This window comes from Cupriavidus sp. FW305-26 (assembly GCF_058787975.1).
The window spans coordinates 52,300-69,315 of record NZ_JBYTAH010000027.1 but is presented as its reverse complement, the minus strand read 5'-3'; the positions used below and the strand labels follow the sequence as shown (position 1 = coordinate 69,315).

At 69.2% G+C, this 17,016-nt stretch carries 19 protein-coding genes; 10 read left to right on the top strand and 9 right to left on the bottom strand.

Translation table 11 applies throughout. The features are described from left to right. Positions 1-80 precede the first annotated feature (80 nt). The 5 genes from AC3WQZ_RS16585 to AC3WQZ_RS16565 all read right to left on the bottom strand — a co-directional run bounded on the left by AC3WQZ_RS16585 (position 81) and on the right by AC3WQZ_RS16565 (position 5,243). Positions 81-1,520, bottom strand: coding sequence for an acetate kinase (locus AC3WQZ_RS16585; RefSeq protein WP_010810452.1), 1,440 nt, complete (start codon positions 1,518-1,520; stop codon positions 81-83). 76 nt (positions 1,521-1,596) lie between these two features. After that, positions 1,597-2,442, bottom strand: coding sequence for a hypothetical protein (locus AC3WQZ_RS16580; RefSeq protein ID WP_011616331.1), 846 nt, complete (start codon positions 2,440-2,442; stop codon positions 1,597-1,599). Positions 2,443-2,452: 10 nt separating this feature from the next. After that, complete coding sequence (locus AC3WQZ_RS16575) at positions 2,453-3,151, bottom strand: C39 family peptidase (RefSeq protein WP_058697738.1); 699 nt, start codon at positions 3,149-3,151, stop codon at positions 2,453-2,455. Beyond that, positions 3,148-3,582, bottom strand: coding sequence for a hypothetical protein (locus AC3WQZ_RS16570; protein WP_010810455.1), 435 nt, complete (start codon positions 3,580-3,582; stop codon positions 3,148-3,150). The genes AC3WQZ_RS16575 and AC3WQZ_RS16570 overlap by 4 nt, the downstream gene beginning before the upstream one ends. Positions 3,583-3,728: 146 nt before the next feature. Then, positions 3,729-5,243, bottom strand: coding sequence for a hypothetical protein (locus AC3WQZ_RS16565; RefSeq protein ID WP_492300894.1), 1,515 nt, complete (start codon positions 5,241-5,243; stop codon positions 3,729-3,731). 724 nt (positions 5,244-5,967) lie between these two features. Between AC3WQZ_RS16565 and AC3WQZ_RS16560 the strand changes: the two genes are divergently transcribed. The 4 genes from AC3WQZ_RS16560 to AC3WQZ_RS16545 all read left to right on the top strand — a co-directional run bounded on the left by AC3WQZ_RS16560 (position 5,968) and on the right by AC3WQZ_RS16545 (position 9,741). After that, positions 5,968-6,753, top strand: a complete 786-nt coding sequence (locus AC3WQZ_RS16560) for a GntR family transcriptional regulator (protein ID WP_010811095.1) — start codon at positions 5,968-5,970, stop codon at positions 6,751-6,753. 110 nt (positions 6,754-6,863) lie between these two features. Further along, the gene (locus AC3WQZ_RS16555; protein ID WP_010811096.1) at positions 6,864-7,904 is read left to right on the top strand and encodes a tripartite tricarboxylate transporter substrate binding protein; all 1,041 of its coding nucleotides are present in this window, start codon (positions 6,864-6,866) and stop codon (positions 7,902-7,904) included. Further along, positions 7,901-9,187: a 3-isopropylmalate dehydratase large subunit gene (locus AC3WQZ_RS16550; RefSeq protein WP_010811097.1), complete on the top strand. Its 1,287-nt coding sequence runs from the start codon at positions 7,901-7,903 to the stop codon at positions 9,185-9,187. The genes AC3WQZ_RS16555 and AC3WQZ_RS16550 overlap by 4 nt, the downstream gene beginning before the upstream one ends. 47 nt (positions 9,188-9,234) lie before the next feature. Continuing rightward, on the top strand, positions 9,235-9,741 hold the full coding sequence (locus AC3WQZ_RS16545) for a LeuD/DmdB family oxidoreductase small subunit (protein ID WP_010811098.1): 507 nt from the start codon (positions 9,235-9,237) through the stop codon (positions 9,739-9,741). Between the two features lie 7 nt (positions 9,742-9,748). Here the strand turns inward: AC3WQZ_RS16545 and AC3WQZ_RS16540 are convergent, their stop codons facing one another. Further along, complete coding sequence (locus AC3WQZ_RS16540; RefSeq protein ID WP_010811099.1) at positions 9,749-10,444, bottom strand: phosphoribosyltransferase; 696 nt, start codon at positions 10,442-10,444, stop codon at positions 9,749-9,751. Positions 10,445-10,740: 296 nt separating this feature from the next. On the opposite strand from AC3WQZ_RS16540, the gene AC3WQZ_RS16535 reads away from it, so the two are divergent. Then, entirely contained in the window at positions 10,741-10,929 is a 189-nt protein-coding gene (locus tag AC3WQZ_RS16535) for a hypothetical protein (RefSeq protein WP_010811100.1), read from the top strand. Here the strand turns inward: AC3WQZ_RS16535 and AC3WQZ_RS16530 are convergent. Continuing rightward, on the bottom strand, positions 10,908-11,810 hold the full coding sequence (locus AC3WQZ_RS16530; RefSeq protein WP_010811101.1) for a LysR family transcriptional regulator: 903 nt from the start codon (positions 11,808-11,810) through the stop codon (positions 10,908-10,910). The two genes, AC3WQZ_RS16535 and AC3WQZ_RS16530, sit on opposite strands and share 22 nt — an antisense overlap. 176 nt (positions 11,811-11,986) lie before the next feature. Between AC3WQZ_RS16530 and AC3WQZ_RS16525 the strand changes: the two genes are divergently transcribed. Both AC3WQZ_RS16525 and AC3WQZ_RS16520 read left to right on the top strand, forming a co-directional pair. Then, positions 11,987-12,445 carry a nucleoside deaminase gene (locus AC3WQZ_RS16525; protein ID WP_081225744.1) on the top strand — a complete coding sequence of 153 codons (459 nt, stop codon included), beginning with the start codon at positions 11,987-11,989 and terminating at the stop codon, positions 12,443-12,445. After that, complete coding sequence (locus AC3WQZ_RS16520) at positions 12,438-13,670, top strand: cyanate transporter (RefSeq protein ID WP_010811103.1); 1,233 nt, start codon at positions 12,438-12,440, stop codon at positions 13,668-13,670. The genes AC3WQZ_RS16525 and AC3WQZ_RS16520 overlap by 8 nt, the downstream gene beginning before the upstream one ends. Here AC3WQZ_RS16520 and cynS read toward each other — a convergent pair. Both cynS and AC3WQZ_RS16510 read right to left on the bottom strand, forming a co-directional pair. Continuing rightward, positions 13,664-14,107, bottom strand: a complete 444-nt coding sequence (gene cynS, locus AC3WQZ_RS16515; protein ID WP_010811104.1) for a cyanase — start codon at positions 14,105-14,107, stop codon at positions 13,664-13,666. The genes AC3WQZ_RS16520 and cynS overlap by 7 nt on opposite strands. An 88-nt stretch (positions 14,108-14,195) precedes the next feature. Further along, positions 14,196-14,333 (bottom strand): hypothetical protein, encoded by a 138-nt coding sequence (locus tag AC3WQZ_RS16510; protein WP_010811105.1) that lies wholly within the window; start codon positions 14,331-14,333, stop codon positions 14,196-14,198. Positions 14,334-14,820: 487 nt separating this feature from the next. Between AC3WQZ_RS16510 and AC3WQZ_RS16505 the strand changes: the two genes are divergently transcribed. From AC3WQZ_RS16505 to AC3WQZ_RS16495, 3 genes are all read left to right on the top strand, one after another. After that, on the top strand, positions 14,821-14,943 hold the full coding sequence (locus AC3WQZ_RS16505; RefSeq protein ID WP_010811106.1) for a hypothetical protein: 123 nt from the start codon (positions 14,821-14,823) through the stop codon (positions 14,941-14,943). 49 nt (positions 14,944-14,992) lie between these two features. Next, on the top strand, positions 14,993-15,310 hold the full coding sequence (locus AC3WQZ_RS16500; RefSeq protein ID WP_010811107.1) for a YXWGXW repeat-containing protein: 318 nt from the start codon (positions 14,993-14,995) through the stop codon (positions 15,308-15,310). Positions 15,311-16,027: 717 nt separating this feature from the next. Next, positions 16,028-16,984, top strand: a complete 957-nt coding sequence (locus AC3WQZ_RS16495; RefSeq protein ID WP_010811108.1) for a LuxR C-terminal-related transcriptional regulator — start codon at positions 16,028-16,030, stop codon at positions 16,982-16,984. The last annotated feature ends 32 nt before the right edge of the window (positions 16,985-17,016 follow it).

The window sequence follows — 17,016 nt, the reverse complement described above, 5'->3', positions numbered from 1 at the left end:
TCGCCGCGGATGTGATGCGCACGTGCCCCCGCACATGCGGGGCACGCGTCACGTCAGGCGGAAATTCGCAGCAAAGCGCGTCAGAAAGTGATTGGCAGGCGCAGGTTCACCTGCAGGTCGGGGGTGTCGCGCGTCAGCCCCGCACCCACTGAAAGGTTCACCGTGTAGCGGTTGTTGAAGCGGTACGAATAGCCCACCAGCAAGGTGCCCTGGGTCACGCGCACCGAGCCCGGCACGGTCTGGCCGTTCTGCTTGGTCGGCCAGATGATGGCCTGGTCATAGCCGATGCTGAACGACGCCTTCTCATTGAGCGACAGGCCCATGCCGAAGCTGAACTCGAAGATGTCGCCGGGGGCGATCTTGCCGAGATTCTCCTTCTCGCCGTTCAGCACGGTGCGGCTCACGTTGTCGCGCGCAAAGTTGTGCAGGTAGCTGAAGGTGCCGAAGAACACCGCCGGGTCGGTCGGCAGCAGCCAGGTGATGCCGGGCTGGATCGCCTGGAAGCCGGTGCCGGTGGGCAACCCGAGCGGCAGGCCGGTGCCGGTGGCATTGCCCACGCAGCGCGTCACGCAGTCGGTCACGACCTCGAACGGGTCGGTGCCGGTATTGGACTTGTAGCGCAGCCAGCCGACGAAGTACGGAATCTTCTCGTTGCCGTAGTTGAGCTGGTAGCGCACCGTCGCCTCGACGTCGCCGATACCGCTGCCGCTCGCATTGAACACGCGGTCGACCGCCGTGCCGGTGAAGACCTCGCGGCTGACTGTCTGGCCCGATGAGTGCACGTAAGGCACCTTGGCTTCGATTTCCAGCCGCTTGGTCAGGCCGTAGCGAAACGCTACCGACGGGATGTAGGTCGAGGTCTTGACTTCGCGCACATCGACCAGGCCGATCAGGATGGCCGGGATGACCGTGTAGCCGACCAGCGCGACGCGGTTATTGGACGAATAGCCGTACTGGAAGCCGGGCTCGATCACCAGCTTGCCCTGGGCGGTCAGCACGCCGGGCTGGTCGATGATCGGCGCGATCTCAGGCGGACGGCGGTCTTCCTCCGGCGGGCGGCCCACGGGTTCTTCCAGGGCCACGGTCTGCCGGTCGGCGGACTCGCCCGCCTGCGGACCCTGGGCCATGTCCTGCGGTGGCTGGAGAATGATCTGCTGCGGGTTGTTGACCGCGTTGGGCGCTGACTGGGTGGCGCTGGCAGCGGCCGCCGCGGTAGCGGCGTTGGTGGCATTGTCGGACGGCGACACGCCTGGCCCCGCGCGCTGGCCGCCGCGCTTGTTGGCCAGCACCTCGGTGCCGATCACGTTACGCAGTTCGCGGATCAGCGCCTCCTGTTCGGCCAGCGCCCGCTTCATGGCGTCGAGCTGGGTGGCCTGTTCGGCAAGCTCCTTCTGCAGTGCTTCCAGTCCGGCTGCGGGTGGTCCCGCATCCGGCGGCGTCTGGGCCTGCGCCAGGCCGCCGAGCAACAGTAACGTCGAGCATCCCGCATTGCGAATGCCCTGCATCGACCGCTTCTTCATGACGTCTTCCTCCCCCGGGACGGCAGGCTGTTCTTGCAGGAGCCTGCGACCTGTACTGCCCGATGCCTCGCTACGACTACCTCATGCTTGCGGCCCGCATCAGCGCGTTGTTCAGCGTGGTGTTGGCCAACTGCGACCGGAATGCCTGCAGCGTATTTACGCTTGCGTCGATTGTCATCAGGCTCCGGATGCTCTGGTTGTTCAAGGTGTTCTGGATCACGGTCGTTGGCGTCCCCGCCAGCGATCCCACCGATGCCGCATTGCCCGGGCCGTTCTGGATCACGTTCAACAGCCCATTGCTCACGACCTGACCGGTGGCCGTATTCACCACCGCCGCCGGCAAGCCCGCCGCACCGCTGGCGCCCGAACCGGCCCCGGACGTGCCGGTGCTGCTGGCCGAGGCGCCATTGGCCGCCGAGGTGGCGCTCCCATCCGAACCGGCCGCGCCCGCCGCCGCCAGCGCGTTGGCGACCGCCGCATTGGTGCTGGCAACGATGGCCGGGCCCAGCGTCGAGGCAAGCCGCGCAGCCTGGTCGGCGGTGATACGGCTGACATCGGGGATGTTAATGCTGGTGGCAACCACCAGGGCCCCGTTGATGTACACCGCGCGTTCGATACCGAACGAAACCTGCAGGCCCGGCACTTCGAAGCCGCCCCGCATGTCGTCGAGTTTTTCGTGTGCTACCGGTTTCCAGCCGGCCATGCTGCCGCGTGCGGCAGCCAGAGGGTTTTGGTCCTGCCCGTCGCTCGAGGGCATGGCCCCCTGCAATGGAAGCGCCGACGCGTCGAGGGCGTCGGGCTGTGGCAGCATGGTGGCCTGCGCCGTGCCGGCACAGGCCAAACCGGCCCCGAGCAGCATCGCCGCGGCCGCATGACCGGCGCTGCGAGGGGCTGCTGGGGTCGGGAAGGAAGTCTGCAACATGATGCGTTCCTCAAAAATCGCCCGCGCCATGCTTGGGCATGACGGTGAAGAACAAGCTATCCCGGTTGACTCCCATCCAGTAAGGACCGCTCGGCGCAACGCGCCAGTCGGCTGCAAGGTTGAACCGCGCCCGTTCGGTGCGGTTATGGATCACGAACAGCAGCTGGCTGTCCCAGATCTGCTCGAAATGCTCGCGTGACATCGCGCGCGTGCCGCGTGCGGGATCGCCGATCAGCACGCGGTCGCCCTTCACGCCCTTGACCACCACGAAATGGTGGTAACCATTCTCCACGATCAGCACGATGGCCGGCACCTGCGTCTCTTCCAGCTTGGACAGTGGCAGCTCGTAGCCGTCGGCCTCATAGCCGAGCGCTCCCAGGAAGCGCTTCATGTCGAGCAGCGAGAACCCCTCGGCGCGGATCTTCTGCTGGTCGCCGTTGAGGTACATGTTCTGGAAGACCGTAGCCTCGTTCATCGGATGGCCATACTGGTAGCTCAGCAGCGTGGCCACCGCGGCCGAGCCGCAGCTGAAGTCGAACTGCTGCCGGATCGTGGACTTGAAGCGAGCCTCGCGCACGCTCGTGACCCGGACGTTGTAGGATTCGCCGACCGGCCCGTATATCAGGGTGTCGGCAGCCTGGGCACATGGAACGCCCCCCGCGGCCAGCAAGAACGGTACAGACGCCCACAGGTTTCGCAGCGGCTTCATTGCTTGAACTGGACGTTGACGATAGTGGCGTTCTGGATCAGTACGTTGGAGCCCGAGTTCTGGATCGCGGTGGGAATCCCTGCCGCATTCGAGAAGGCCCCGTCCGCGATGTTGTTGGTGCCGGACAGAATATTGACCGCGGCGTTGTCGGCCACGGTACCGTGCAGGCGCATATCGTTGACCGTGACCTCGGCGCCGCCACGGATGTCATCCAGTTTAGACACGGGTACGGCTTTCGCCACCCCTCCGAACAAGGAAGTTGCGGCCGTCGGCTGTGCGGTGATTGCAGCCGTGTCCGGGGCTGCGCCAGAAGCAGCGCGCGCCGCTGCCATGGCGGCGTCCAGCCCTGGCGGCTCAGCGTGCGCCTGCAGCACTGGCCAGGCGAGTAAGACCGTCGCGAATGCGCCGACGGCGAAGCGGACCGATTGCATGATGTCGTCTCCCCTTGCCTGCCGGCCGCCCCCATCCGGACGGCTGCAAGGCAATCAGGCTTGCTTGGGGCATGACAGGACCCGCGCGCCCGCACACAGGATGCGGGCCGGGCCACATGCCCGGGGCCAGACCGTGGCTGCACGCCTTACCGGTTGCCGCCGACCTGCAGGTTGGCCTGAACGTTCACGCTTTGCTGCACGAGCGAGGCAGCGCCGCTGTTCTGGTTGGCCATCATGATGCCCGCCGCCGTTTGACCAACGCTGGTCATGGTGTTGGACATATTGAAGGTGCCCGCGTCAACAATGTTGTAACCGCCATTACCGCCAGCGCCGCCGACTGCGCCGTTGCCGGTGCCGCCAGTGCCGCCATTGCCAGTGCCGCCCGCGCCGCCCGCGCCGCCGGTAGCACCCACCGCACCGTTGCCAGCCGTGGAGCTGCCATTGGAGGCCGAACTCGTTGCGCTGCCGTTCGTGGCCGAACCGCCAGTACCGCCCGCGCCGCCAACGCTGGCTTGCGTGCCGCCCGCGCCGCCGGTGCCGCTTGCCGCGCCCGCCGTTGCGGTCGAGGTCGCCGCGCCGCCCGCGCCACCGGCACCGCCGGTGCCGCTGCCGGCTCCGCCGGTCGCGCCTGCAGCTGCCGTTCCGGCACCGCCCGCACCGCCACTCGCGGTACCTGCGCCGCCCGAACCGGTGCCTGCGCCAGCCGTGTTGGTACCGGCCGCTGCGCCGCCTGCGCCGCCTGCGCCGCCAGTGGTAGTGTCGCCACCCGCACCGTTGGCATTGCCGCTGCTACCACCTGAGCCGCCGGCCGAACCTGCCAAGCCGCCCAGGGCGCCGCTGGCACCCAGGCCACCACCGCCGATCGCGCCGGCACTGCCGCCGCGGCCGCCGGCGCCGAGCGATGCGCTCAGAGCGCCGCCGCCCTTGCCATAAGCATCGCCGCCGCTGCCGCCCTTGCTGCCCGCTGCGGAGAGTGCGCTGCCGCCATATGCCTTGCCGTCACCGCCACTGCCGGCCCAGCCAATCGCCTTGCCGCCGGCACCGCCATTACCAGCGTTGGCGCTGCCGTTGGTGGCGTCGCCATTGGTGGCGCTACCGTTGGTAGCGCTGCCACCGGAGCCGCCGCTGCCGCCGTTACCGCCGTTGCCGCCGTTGCCGCCGCGCCCGCCTTCGCCGGTACCGCCAAAGCCATTGCCGCCCCGGCCACCGGCTGCACCATTCGCGTTACCCCAGTTGGTGGCGTAATTGCCGATCGGGCCAATGCTGTTGTTGGAAACCGTGCCATTCAGCTTGCTGATCGCCAGTGCCTTGCTGGTGTTGAAGGCGTTGCTTACGCTGGAGGTTGCGCTGCCACCGTTGGAGCCCGCGTTGCCTACGCCCTGGTCAAAGTCGATCCTGCTCCTGTTGTTCGAGTTGGTCGTGGTCTTGGTCTTGTTGACGCCAACCGTGGTGGTTCTGGTGTTGGTGCTGCTGTCATTGGCCTGGACTGCGGTCGAATATTCGTTTGCCGCCGCGCCGCTGCCACTCTGCGTCGAGGTCGCTGTGGCGGTTTGCGTGTTGTCGCCGCCACCTCTTACCACGTCGTTGTTATTGGTCGGATTTGCCCAGGCCTGTCCCGCAAATGCCATGGCGATAGCCGACGCCAGTAAGGTCTTTTTCATACGAAGCTCCCAGGAGAATTGCACAGTGTCACAGCGGCTCAGCCTCCGGCCGGCGCTCTTGCGAGGAACGACGGCTGGAGGTTCAGGTCCGGCACCCAGCCAAACCAGACTCCCCTTGCGCATAATCGGTGCCAGCTGCGCCACCTGCGGCGCCAACTCCTTGTATTACAAGGCCCGCCCGGCACTCTGGCGGGGACTTTCCGCGGCTTTGCGCGACGCTTGCCGCCCTCGCCGCTGTGCACGGCAGACGACATGTCACACCGCTGTGACACGGCCACTCCCGGCCCACCTGGGGGGGTTCCGGGGTGGTCGGAAAACGCCTTATTTTTCAGGGTCTTATGCAGGCAGCCAGAATTTGCCCGAGGCGCGACCTTACGTATCGGGACTGAAACACGGCATCGAGGGTGCCGTCGTCGCCGCCCGTGTGGGGCATCTCCACATTGCTGCGGCGGCGCCCCGATGTCCTGTTCTCGCCGCACGGCACAACCCGCTCCACCGCACCGGCGTTGTCCATCCCAGCAAGGCATGCAGCGGCGCCAGACCGACTTCACCCGCGCTGGCGCAGCCAGCCAAGGGTCTCGGCGCAGACGAGATGCATCGCTGCAACACCGCGCCGGCGCAGTTGTCCCGCAAGCGCCACTGCGGCTATCCATGCTAGGCTCTATGTCTGATTTAAAGTACATTAGAGGCATTACAGACTTGTCATCTCTCCGCAAGGGAAACCATGAGTGAAGCCGTCGTTCCCCTGTATCACCAGATTTACGTGGTATTGCGCCAGCAGATCGTGGAAGGCCGCTTCGGCCAGGGCCCCTTGCCGGGCGAGATCGACCTGGCCAAGCAGTTCCACGCCTCGCGCGTGACCATGCGGCGCGTGTTCGACCGCCTGGTGCAAGAAGGCCTGGTGCGCCGCCACCGCGGGCTTGGCACCTTCGTCAACCCGCATCCGGTGCGCCCGGCGACGGCGGCCGGCGAGGAACGCGGCACCAGCCTGCTCGACAACATCATCGACATGGGCCAGAAGACGTCGGTGAAGGTGATCTCGATCGACGAAGTCCATGCCACGCCCGATGTGGCCGAATCGCTGCAGATCGAGCCGGGCGATCCGGTGGTGAAGATCGTGCGCGTGCGCCACTACCGCAACCGGCCGCTGTCGCATATCACCGTCTACCTGCCCGCCGACCTGGGCCGGCCGATCACGCGGCAGTCCCTGGAAGAGCGGCCGGTGCTGCGGCTGCTGGAGGCCGGCGGCGTGAAGCTGGGCCGTGCCAGCCAGGTGCTGTCCGCGCGCCTGGCCGACGTGGTGGTGGCGCCGCTGCTGGACGTGCCGGTAGGCGGCGCGCTGCTGGCGGTGCGCCGCGTGGTCAAGGACGCGGCCGGACGCCCGGTCCAGTTGCTGCTCGGCCAGTACCGCCCGGACCGCTATGAATACCGCATGGAGTTGTCGCCGGCCGGCGTCGACAGCGCCAACGTCTGGGTGGAAAGCGAAACCCGCCCGGGCCTGCGCGACTGACTCCGCGGACCGCCGCCGACTTCCCGCAGGCGGCGCAGCCAGGGATGCGCCACGTAACGTTCCGGGCGATACTGCGCATCTCTGATCACATCAAGCGAGGAGCCGTCGCCATGCCCGTGTTCTGCCTGGTCCCGTCCAGCCCGACCCGTCTGCCTTCGATCCCCCGCCGCGCCGCGGTGCAGCGCCTGGCCATGGCCAGCCTGGCCGCGTGCGCGCTGGCCCTGCCGCTGTCCGCCGCGGCCCAGGGGCAACCCCAGGTGGCCGGCGGCAAGCCGATCCGGATCCTGGTGGGCGCGCCCGCCGGCGGCACCACCGACACGCTGGCGCGCACCATCGCCCAGGAAATGTCCCAGGAGCTCGGCCAGCCGGTGGTGGTCGAGAACCGCCCCGGCGCCGGCGGCAATATCGCCGCCGACCTGGTCGCCAAGAGCGCGCCGGACGGCAGCACGCTGCTGATGAGCTTCACCAGCCACACCATCAACGCCACCCTGTACAAGAAGCTGCCGTTCGACCCGGTGCAGGACTTCACCCCGATCACGCTGGTGGCCACCGTGCCGAGCGTGCTGGTGGCCACGCCTAAGCTGGCGGCCAGCAATGTGCCCGAGCTGATCCGCCTGGCGCGTTCCGAACCGGGCAAGCTGAACTTTGCCATCGGCTCGGTGGGGTCGTCGCTGCATATGGCCGGCGACATGTTCAAGATGATGACCGGCACCTATATCGTCAACATTCCGTACAAGGGCACCTCGCCCGCGCTCACCGACGTGCTGGCGGGCCAGTGCGACCTGATGTTCGCCAGCACCATCAACGTGCTGCCGCATGTGCGCGCGGGCAAGCTCAAGGTGCTGGGCGTGACCAGCCCCGCGGCCCTGCCGCAGTTCCCGGGCGCGGCGCCGATCGGCGCCACCGTGAAGGGCTTTGAATCGAGCGCGTGGTTCGGCCTGTTCGGTCCGGCCGGCATGCCGCACGAAGTCACTCAGGCGCTGTACCAGGCCGCGCGCAAGGGGCTGGAAACGCCCGCGGTGCGCAAGCGCCTGGAGAACGACGGGGCGCAGCCGATGGGCACGCCGCCCGACGCCTTCGCCGCCTTCGTGAAGCAGGACGTCAGGCGCTGGGCCGCCGTGGTCAAGTATTCGGGAGCCTCGCCGGAATGAGCCACACTCCCGCCACGCTGGCGCAGAAACTGGTGGCGCGCGCCGCCGGGCTGGCGCATGCGGAGATCGGCACGGTGGTGATCTGCCGGGTCGACCTGGCGATGTCGCACGACTCCAGCGGCCCGCGCCGCGTGGCGCCGCTGTTGGAAGAGCTTGGCACCGGGGTCTGGGACCCGTCGCGCTATGTGGTGGTGACCGACCATTTCGTGCCGGGCGGCGATGCCCAGGCCGAGTCGATCCTGCGCTTCACGCGCGACTGGACGCGCCAGTCCGGCGCCCACTTCATCGACGCCGAAGGCATCTGCCATGTGGTGCTGCCCGAGCGCGGCCATGTGCTGCCGGGCCGCCTGATTGTCGGCGGCGACAGCCACAGCCCCACCGGCGGTGCCTTCGGCGCCTATATGTTCGGCGTGGGCGCGACTGAGATGGCCGGGGTGCTGGCCACCGGCGAGATCTGGCTGCGCGTGCCCAATACCATCCGGCTGCAATGGGACGGCCAGCTTGCAGCGGGCGTCTGCGCCAAGGACATGATGCTGTTCCTGTGCGCGACGCTCGGCATGGGCGGCGGCCGCTATGAGGCGCTGGAGTACACCGGCAGCGCCGTCGCCGCGCTGCCGATGCAGGAGCGCATGACGCTGGCCAACATGAGCGCCGAGCTGGGCGCGCAGACCGGCCTGGTGGCGCCCGACGCGGCCACGCTCGGCTGGCTGGCCGAGGCCGGCGTGCCGGCGCAGACGCTGGCCGCAATCGACCTGGCCCACTGGCGCACGGACCCCGATGCGCCGGTGCTGGCCACACACCGCTTCGACGCCGCGGCACTGGTGCCGCAGGTGGCGGCGCCGCACTCTCCGGCCAACAGCGCGCCGGTAGACCAGGCCGCCGGCGAGCCCGTGCAGATCGCCTACCTGGGTGCCTGCACTGGCGCCAAGCTGGAAGACCTGCGCATGGCCGCGCGCGTGCTGCGCAGGCGCCGCGTGGCAGCGGGCGTGACCCTGCAGGTGGCGCCGGCCTCGCGCCGCGACCAGCTGCTGGCCGAGCAGGAGGGCACGCTTGGCATCCTGACCGACGCCGGTGCCACGCTGCTGCCCAACGCCTGCGGCGCCTGCGCCGGCTATGGCGCGGCGCGCTTCCCGGCGGGCAGCCGCGCGATTGCGTCGACGGCGCGCAACTTCTCCGGGCGCATGGGCGATGCCGGCAGCGCGGTGTGGCTGGGCTCGCCGATGACCGTGGCCGCCAGCGCCGTCACCGGCCGCATTACCGATCCGCGCACCCTGCTGGAGTAACGCTGCGGACCTGACTTCGTGCCCGCCTGGCGGGACAGACTTCTTGCATGACCCCTGCTATCGCCCCCGACCCCACTGGCCGCCTCTGGCGCTTCGGCGACAACATCGACACCGATGCCATGGCCCCCGCCGTGCTGATGAAATCGCCGCTGCCCGTGCTGGCCCGGCATTGCCTGGCCTCGCTGCGCCCGGAGTTCCCCGGCAGCGTGCGCCCCGGCGACGTGCTGGTGGCGGGTGCCAACTTCGGCATCGGCTCCTCGCGCGAGCAGGCGCCGCAGGCGCTGCGCGCGCTCGGCGTGGGCGCCGTGGTGGCGCAGTCCTTCGGCGGGCTGTTCTATCGCAATGCCATCAACCTGGGCCTGCCGGTGCTGGTCTGCGCCGACACCTGCCGCCTGGCCGACGGCGCGCACGCGGTGCTGGACCTGGCGACGGCACAGCTGCGCCTGGACGACGGCAGCCTGGTCGCGTGCGAACCCATCCCCGACTTCCTGCGCGCGATCCTGGCCGCCGGCGGGCTGGTGCCGCACCTGAAGGCGCGCCTGGGCAAGGGCTGAGCGAACCTCAGCGCGCAGGCGGCGGCGCCGCCGCGCGCAGCAGGGCCAGCGCCTCTTCATCGCTGGTCTGGGAGAAATCCAGGTAGAAGGCGCCAACCGCGCCGAAGCTGGGGGGCGTGTTCAGGCAGATCACCTCGTCGGCCGCGGCCAACAGGCTGGCCAGCCCCTGCTCCGACCCCACCGGCGTGGCCGCCACCACCCGCGCCGCCCCGGCCATGCGCACGCCTTCAAGCGCGGCGCGCATGGTGGCGCCGGTGGCCACGCCGTCATCGACCACGATCACCGTGCGCCCGGCGCGCTCCGGCACCGGCGCACCGCCGCGATAGCGCCGCTGGCGCCGCGCGATCTCGTCGAGCTGGCGGCCGCGCTCGGCATCGAAGCTGCCGCTTTCCACGGCGCGGCGCGCCCAGGGATCGTCATTGACCACCGTGTGCGGGCCGCCGCCGCCGGCATCGCCCTCCACCACCGCGCCCAGCGCCAGCTCGGGATAGCCGGCAGCGCCGATCTTGCGCACCAGCAGCACGTCCAGCTGCGCGTCGAGCGCGCGCGCCACCTCGAACGCCACCGGCACCCCGCCGCGCGGCAGCGCCAGCACCAGCGCGGGCTGGCCCAGTTGTGCGGCGCCAAAACCCAGTTCGGCCAGGCGGCGGCCCAGGTACTGGCCAGCCTCGCGGCGATCGGTAAAGCATGGAGGCAACGACATGGCACGCTCCGGAAGGTCAGCGGCACTCAGGCCCGCGCTGCCCGCAAAGCAAGCGGCGCAGGCAACCCTCAGCCAATATAGACCCTGCCGCGGACGGCGTTGGCGCAAGTCGCCGGCGGCAGCCAGGCGCTCGCAACGCCGGGCAAGTCGCCCCGATTGGGCGCGATTGCGCAACAGTGTGTTCAGGCTGGGGTGGCTGACTGCGCCGCGCTGCAGCATTAGGATGGCTGCACGCGTTGACAACGCCGATCCGCAGTTGCCGGGTGCAGTGCCCGACCCTTGAGAATGAGCCTGACATGACTTCGCCATCCAACACCCGCGCCGAGCTTGCGCGCCCCGACCATCAGTCCGCCCCCGAAGCCGGCCCCCTGGCCGCGCCCGACATCCCGTTCGGCTCGCTGGAAGCCGCGGCAATGGCCGAGCTGCCATACACCTTCCGCCCGGCCGGCACCTGCACCCGCTACTACAACGAGTTCTTCGGCTGATCCGCGGGCGGCGCGCCCGACCCCATCACGGTCTCGCATAGCGCGGCCAGCCGCGCGGCCATGTCGCGCGCCGCGGCCGGCAGGTCCGGCTGCGCGTGCAGGCTGAGCTCGACGTCGGGCACCGCGGCGGGCCAGCCGCCGTCCTCCAGCACCTGGTGCTGAGCCGTGGCCAGGCGCCGCGGCAGCAGGGTGACGCCCAGGCCGTCGGCCACCGCGGCCAGGATGCTGGCCAGGCTGGCACTGACAAAGGCCACACGCCAGCGCCGTCCGCCGGCGTCGAGCGCGTGCGTCATCTCGCCGCGGTACAGCCCGCCCACCGGAAACGCCACCAGCGGCACCGGGTCGCGCGCCACCGCCGGACGGCTGCGGCTGTCGATCCAGCACAGCGGCTCGGGCCAGCTGGCCAGCCCCGGCGCCTGCCCGACCCGCTGCTTGACCAGCACCAGGTCCAGTTCCCGGTCCTGGAAGCGCTGCCACAGCTCATGGCTCATGCCACTGGTCACCTCCAGCCGCATGCCAGGCCAGTCATCGGCAAACCCGGCCAGCACCGGCGTCAGCGGCCGCGCGGCAAAGTCCTCGGGCACGCCGATGCGGATCTCGCCCTGGCCGGCGCTCTGGCGCAGCTGCCCCACCGCCTCGGCCATCAGCTGCTGCAGGCGGCGCGCGTAGCCCAGCAGGCGCTCGCCCTCGGGCGTGGTGGTGACATAGCGGCCGCCGCGGTCCAGCAGCACGCAGCCGAGCTGGTCTTCCAGCCGGCGCACCTGCTGGCTGACCGTTGACTGAGTCAGGTGCACGCGCTGCGCGGCGCGGGTAAAACTGCCGCTTTCCGCCACGGCGACAAAGCTCTGCAGCAGTACGGGATCGAGGCGAGGGTCCTGCATGGCCGGTTATCCATTAGTTTCTCCACTGCCGGCGATTTCATCATTTAATTTCCCAATTACCAAGCCCCGGCGTACAGTTGCACGCTGCCCCGGCCCGCGTCCCACAACTGCCGGGCAAGCCCCACGAAGACCCATGCCGCCCGACTCGCGAGCATGCACTCACTTCTTTGCCAACCATGACCACTCACCAGGAATTCATGCGCGAGGCGGTTCGCCTTGCCGCGGCCAACCGTGACCGTGGCGCGCGCCCTTTCGGTGCCGTGCTGGTGCTCGACGGCGAGGCCGTCGCCACCGGCGTCAACGACATCGTCCACAGCCACGACCCCACCACCCATGCCGAGATGGAGGCGGTGCGCGCCGCCGCGCGCAAGCTGGGCCGCCCCGACCTGCGCGGCAGCGTGGTCTATGCCAGCGGCCACCCCTGCCCGATGTGCCTGGCGGCGATGACCATGGCCGGCGTGCAGGCGGTCTACTACGCCTTCGACAACCACGATGCCGCGCCCTACGGCATGTCGAGCGAGGCCGCCTACCAGGCACTGCGCCTGTCGCTGAACCCGCCGCCGCTGCCGCTCACGCGGGTGGCGGTCGACCTCTCTGCGGCGCAGCTCTACGGCCCGCGCGCGCCCCGTGGCTGAGGGCGCGCGCGGCACCACCCCGCGCTGGCTGGTGCTGGCCGCGGTCGCGGGCATCGGCCTGAACCTGCGGCCGTTCCTGACCGCGGTGGGGCCACTGGCCCCGGCCATCCGCAGCGGCACCGGCCTGAGCTACCAGGGCATGGCCTGGCTGACCTTGCTGCCGATGCTGCTGATGGGCGCGGGCGCGTTCTTCGGGCCGGCCATCCGCGAGCGGCTGGGTGCGCGCACCGCGGTGCTGGGCGCGCTGGCCTTGCTCGGTGCCGGCTGCGCGCTGCGGCTGGGCGTGGCGGACGGCACCTGGCTGATCGCCTCGGCCGCGCTGTGCGGGCTGGGCGTGGCCGTGGTGCAGGCCGCCTGCCCGGGCCTGGTCAAGCAGGAATTCCCGGGGCGCGTGGCGCCGGTGATGGGGCTGTACTCCGCCGCGCTGATGGGCGGCGGCGCGCTCGGCGCGCAGCTGTCGCCCTACGTGACAGCATTGGCCGGCAGCTGGCGCGATGCGCTGGCGCTGTGGGCCGTGCCTGCGCTGGCAGCATTGGCGCTGGCCTGGGTGGCATTGCCGCGCACCGCGGCGCGCGGCCCCGCGGTGCCGGCAAGCCGCCCGGCGAGGGCAACGCGCGCGCTGTTGCGGCGTCCGCGCACCTGGCTGCTGATGGCCTGCTTTGGCGTGATGAACGGCGGCTATGCGTCGCTGGTGGCGTGGCTCGCACCGTTCTACCAGGACCACGGCTGGAGCGCTTCGGCGAGCGGGTCGCTGGTGGCGCTGATGGCGGTGGCGCAGGCCGCCGCGGCGCTGCTGCTGCCGGTGCTGGCCGCGCGCAGCCTGGACCGCCGCGCCTGGATGGCGCTGGCACTGGCCATGCAGGTGGCGGGCTTCGGTGGACTAGCGCTGTGGCCCGACGCCGCGCCGCACGCGTGGGCCGTGATCGGCGGCGCCGGCCTCGGTGGCTGCTTTGCCTTATACCTGGTGGTGGCACTGGACCACCTGCCGGACCCCGACAGCGCCGGCGCGCTGAGCGCCCTGATGCAAGGCGGCGGCTTCCTGCTGGCGTCGCTGGCGCCCTGGATCACCGCCATGCTGCACGAACGCACCGGCGGCTTCGCCGCCGGCTGGTGGTACCACCTGGCCTGCGCCGCGCTGGTGGGCGTGCTGACCATGCGCCTCGATCCGGCGCGCTATGGCGTGTCGCTTGCGCTGCCGCCCGTGCGCGCGGTCGCCCATCAGTAAGTCTTGTAGGGCAGGAACTTGCCCGACATCTCGATGCGCACCCGGTCCCCGTTGGGATCGGGCTCGCGCTGCAGGTCCATGCGGAAGTCGATCGCGCTCATGATGCCGTCGCCAAACTCTTCATGGATCAGCGCCTTGAACGTGGTGCCGTACACGCTGATGAGTTCGTAGAAGCGGTAGATCAGCGGATCGGCCGGCACCTGCGTCGGCAGCGAGCCCTTGTACGGCACCTCGCGCAGCCAGGGCTCGGCCTCGGGCGGCAGCCCGAACAGCTCCATCACCGCGCGCGCGCCGGCGGCGTCGAATGCCATCTGCCCCAGGCACGCCGCGGTTGTCCATTCCTTGCTGCGGCCGACGCGTTCGGCCACCTGCGCCCAGGCAATGCCGCGGGTGACCTTGGCTTCGATGATGAGGTCGGTGACGTCGCTGCGGTTCATGCTGACTCCATGACAGGGGTAGGTTGGATGGAACCACTCGGACTGCCACGGCGGCAGGGTAGTCATACCACCCCGGCGTCAGCCCATGTCAGCGTGTCAGCGCGGGTTCGACGATGGCCGCGGCATCCGCGGGCGCCATCTCCTGCGGCAGCGCGAACAACGCCGCGGCGGGCGGCGACAGCCCCTGCAGCCATTGCAGGGCAAGCACGATGAGCATGACCGGCATGACGCCTCCTTCAAGCACACGAGGCCACTTCCGACTGGTATAGCCCATGGCGCAAGCTTCATGCCATTTCCGCCCCACCGATTTGCGCGACTGAACGCACCGTGATGGCGCCGCGACGCCACCAGTGCGCCCCCAACCGGGCCATGCCGAGGCATCGCGCACCGTTGCAGCGTACCCGTTTCTGCGTGCCCGGCCAGGCCGCCCACAAAGGGTGCGGCGCCTGCTCCGGGATCCGTTGCCTTGCGAGAATCATTTCCCGTGTAACGTCACATTACCTCCAACCCGGCACGCGCAGGCCACGCCATGGGCCTGCCGCCATGCGCGCAACGCCTTGATACGCAAGGGCTTCCGGGATGCCGCGCGCCCGGTGCGGGGCTGCGCCCGCTGCAAAACCCCTTGTGAGACAGCCTTACAAGTGCAAGCACGCGCAGCGGGGCTGGCTCGCTACATTGAAGCCATGTCCAACGCGAACCCGCCAGGAGCCCATATGAAACGCGCCCTCTCGCTGCTGGTGCTGCTGTCCACCACGGCCGCACTGCTGTCCGCCTGCATCGTAGTGCCACCGCGCGGCGGCCCGCCGCCGCGCCACCACCACTACGACCGCTATTGACCGAGCCAGCGGCTTCGAACCGCTTCCAACCGCCCCAAGGAGAATCCACATGAAACGCCAGCTCCTGATTGCCGCAGCCGTCCTCGCCACGGTCGGCACCTTCGGACTGACCGCCCCCGCCGAGGCTCATCCGGTGGCGGTCGCCCACGGCTATGACCGTCCGCCCCCGCCGCCGCGCTATGAACCGCACCCCGCCGCGCGCCGCGGCCAGGTCTGGGTGCCGGGCCACTGGACCGCCACCGGCGGGCGCTACGACTGGCGCGCCGGCTACTGGAAGGCGCAGCGTCCAGGCTACCGTTATGTGCCCGAGCGCTGGGTGCGCGGTCCGCACGGCTGGGTCATGCGTCCCGGCCACTGGGCCCGCTGACGCCTGCGCGGACGAACCTGCCGGCCGGCCCCGGGCCCGCCACCCTGTCCTCCCGGCAGGCGGTGGCAAGTCCGGCGCAGGTCGGTGCAGCCGGCGCCGCAGCGCTCATCCCGAGGTGGGAGACGTCTCTCATCCAGAAGCACTAGGCCATGCGCCCGACCTGCCTGAAAATCAGGCAGGCCTATTTCGAAAACACATATGAAAGCGGCGTTTCATGATTGGAGCAATCCGCCGCAGATATATTACCGATACCCCACGATGGGGTTAAGAATACTACTTTCAGGGGGTACAGATAATGCTATCTGTTTCAATGCTGCAACCAAATTAAATCCCGATGTCACATCCGTGAAACCTCCTGGACCCCGCATCAGCGCGGCGTTTGCGGAACCTGGACCGGTGCGTTCGGATGATTTTTGAAAGGATTATGTATGTCCTTTCATTCCCACCCACACTCGTACCAGACCGGCTCGCTTGCATTCCATTCAACCAGCCCATAAGATGAATTTAAGCCGATTTAGGAGCGAGAATCTTTCGGGTTCGGGTTCGGGTCAACCTTCCAGCCACCGACAAGTTCCATCCAGAAAAACGGGACTGCCGGAGCATGGAAGCATGGGGGTCAGACAAGCAGCCAGTCGCCGCAGGTGACTGCTGTCCTGCAATGCCCTCCATACGCAAAGCGCCCCGCATTCCGCCCCCGAGTAACGGGGAGTGAAGTCAATGAACGCGTTGCTGATCGAGGAGCATCCACTGCTCCGGCTCGGGCTGTTGCAGATGCTCGAGAACATCCAGGAGTCTGCCCAGGTTGCCGCCATTGCGCCCGCGGACATCGCCAGGCTGGACACCCGGCACCACAACGCAGACCTGCTCGTATTCGGCATGCCCGCCGATGTGGGGTCTGGCTGGCCGCAGCTCGAACAGGCCCGCGAAGCACTGTCGCCGCAACGCATCCTGATCCTGGCAGACATCTTGCCATTGCATGTGCCCAACGCGGACAGCGCCCGCGGCGTCTGCGGCTGCCTGCCGAAATCCGCTTCGCTGGCGGTGATCGAGGCGGCCATCCGGCTGGCGGTGTCAGGCGTGCAGGGGCTGCTGTTCTCGGCCGAAACCGGCTCGATGCCGTCGGCGTCGCGTTCGGCCATGCCGGCCGTGCAGTCGCTGGCCTCGGCCGCGCCGCTTCCGCTGAACCCTGCGCACGCGCTCACAGGCGAGCAACTGTCGCTGGTGGCATGCGCCGGCACGCCCGGTGCCGCACGCACCACCGTGGCGGTGCGCGACCTCACCGGCCTCCGGCCGGGGCAGCCGCTGTCGGCCCCGGCTGCCACCAATGCAGCCCCGCTGGTCGAGGAAGAGCCCAGCTACGACGAAGCCGAAATGCTGAAGATCACGCCGCGCCAGTACGAGGTGCTGGTGCTGCTGGCACGCGGCTACCCGATCAAGACCGTCAGCCGCATGCTCAATATCTCGGTGGCAACTGTCAAGAGTCACGCCTGCACGCTGTACCAGCGCCTGAAGGTACGCAACAAGGGCGAGGCCGTCTATGCCGCCCTGCAACGTGGCGCGACGCTCGAGTGGGTCAGCGGCGATGAACGCTTCACGCGCGGCAGCACCGCGCGCCCTGTGGTTGCGTCCCGCACCGGCGAAGCCGCGCTCCAGGCCGCCAGCCCGGTGCTGTAGTTCAGGACCTTGCGCCGCGCCCGCACCAGACG

Coding starts and splice junctions, on each gene's coding strand:
- AC3WQZ_RS16585 (WP_010810452.1), bottom strand. CDS start 1,520: ATGAAGAAGCGGTCGATGCAGGGCATTCGCAATGCGGGATGCTCGACG.
- AC3WQZ_RS16580 (WP_011616331.1), bottom strand. CDS start 2,442: ATGTTGCAGACTTCCTTCCCGACCCCAGCAGCCCCTCGCAGCGCCGGT.
- AC3WQZ_RS16575 (WP_058697738.1), bottom strand. CDS start 3,151: ATGAAGCCGCTGCGAAACCTGTGGGCGTCTGTACCGTTCTTGCTGGCC.
- AC3WQZ_RS16570 (WP_010810455.1), bottom strand. CDS start 3,582: ATGCAATCGGTCCGCTTCGCCGTCGGCGCATTCGCGACGGTCTTACTC.
- AC3WQZ_RS16565 (WP_492300894.1), bottom strand. CDS start 5,243: ATGAAAAAGACCTTACTGGCGTCGGCTATCGCCATGGCATTTGCGGGA.
- AC3WQZ_RS16560 (WP_010811095.1), top strand. CDS start 5,968: ATGAGTGAAGCCGTCGTTCCCCTGTATCACCAGATTTACGTGGTATTG.
- AC3WQZ_RS16555 (WP_010811096.1), top strand. CDS start 6,864: ATGCCCGTGTTCTGCCTGGTCCCGTCCAGCCCGACCCGTCTGCCTTCG.
- AC3WQZ_RS16550 (WP_010811097.1), top strand. CDS start 7,901: ATGAGCCACACTCCCGCCACGCTGGCGCAGAAACTGGTGGCGCGCGCC.
- AC3WQZ_RS16545 (WP_010811098.1), top strand. CDS start 9,235: ATGACCCCTGCTATCGCCCCCGACCCCACTGGCCGCCTCTGGCGCTTC.
- AC3WQZ_RS16540 (WP_010811099.1), bottom strand. CDS start 10,444: ATGTCGTTGCCTCCATGCTTTACCGATCGCCGCGAGGCTGGCCAGTAC.
- AC3WQZ_RS16535 (WP_010811100.1), top strand. CDS start 10,741: ATGACTTCGCCATCCAACACCCGCGCCGAGCTTGCGCGCCCCGACCAT.
- AC3WQZ_RS16530 (WP_010811101.1), bottom strand. CDS start 11,810: ATGCAGGACCCTCGCCTCGATCCCGTACTGCTGCAGAGCTTTGTCGCC.
- AC3WQZ_RS16525 (WP_081225744.1), top strand. CDS start 11,987: ATGACCACTCACCAGGAATTCATGCGCGAGGCGGTTCGCCTTGCCGCG.
- cynS (WP_010811104.1), bottom strand. CDS start 14,107: ATGAACCGCAGCGACGTCACCGACCTCATCATCGAAGCCAAGGTCACC.
- AC3WQZ_RS16510 (WP_010811105.1), bottom strand. CDS start 14,333: ATGCCGGTCATGCTCATCGTGCTTGCCCTGCAATGGCTGCAGGGGCTG.
- AC3WQZ_RS16505 (WP_010811106.1), top strand. CDS start 14,821: ATGAAACGCGCCCTCTCGCTGCTGGTGCTGCTGTCCACCACGGCCGCA.
- AC3WQZ_RS16500 (WP_010811107.1), top strand. CDS start 14,993: ATGAAACGCCAGCTCCTGATTGCCGCAGCCGTCCTCGCCACGGTCGGC.
- AC3WQZ_RS16495 (WP_010811108.1), top strand. CDS start 16,028: ATGAACGCGTTGCTGATCGAGGAGCATCCACTGCTCCGGCTCGGGCTG.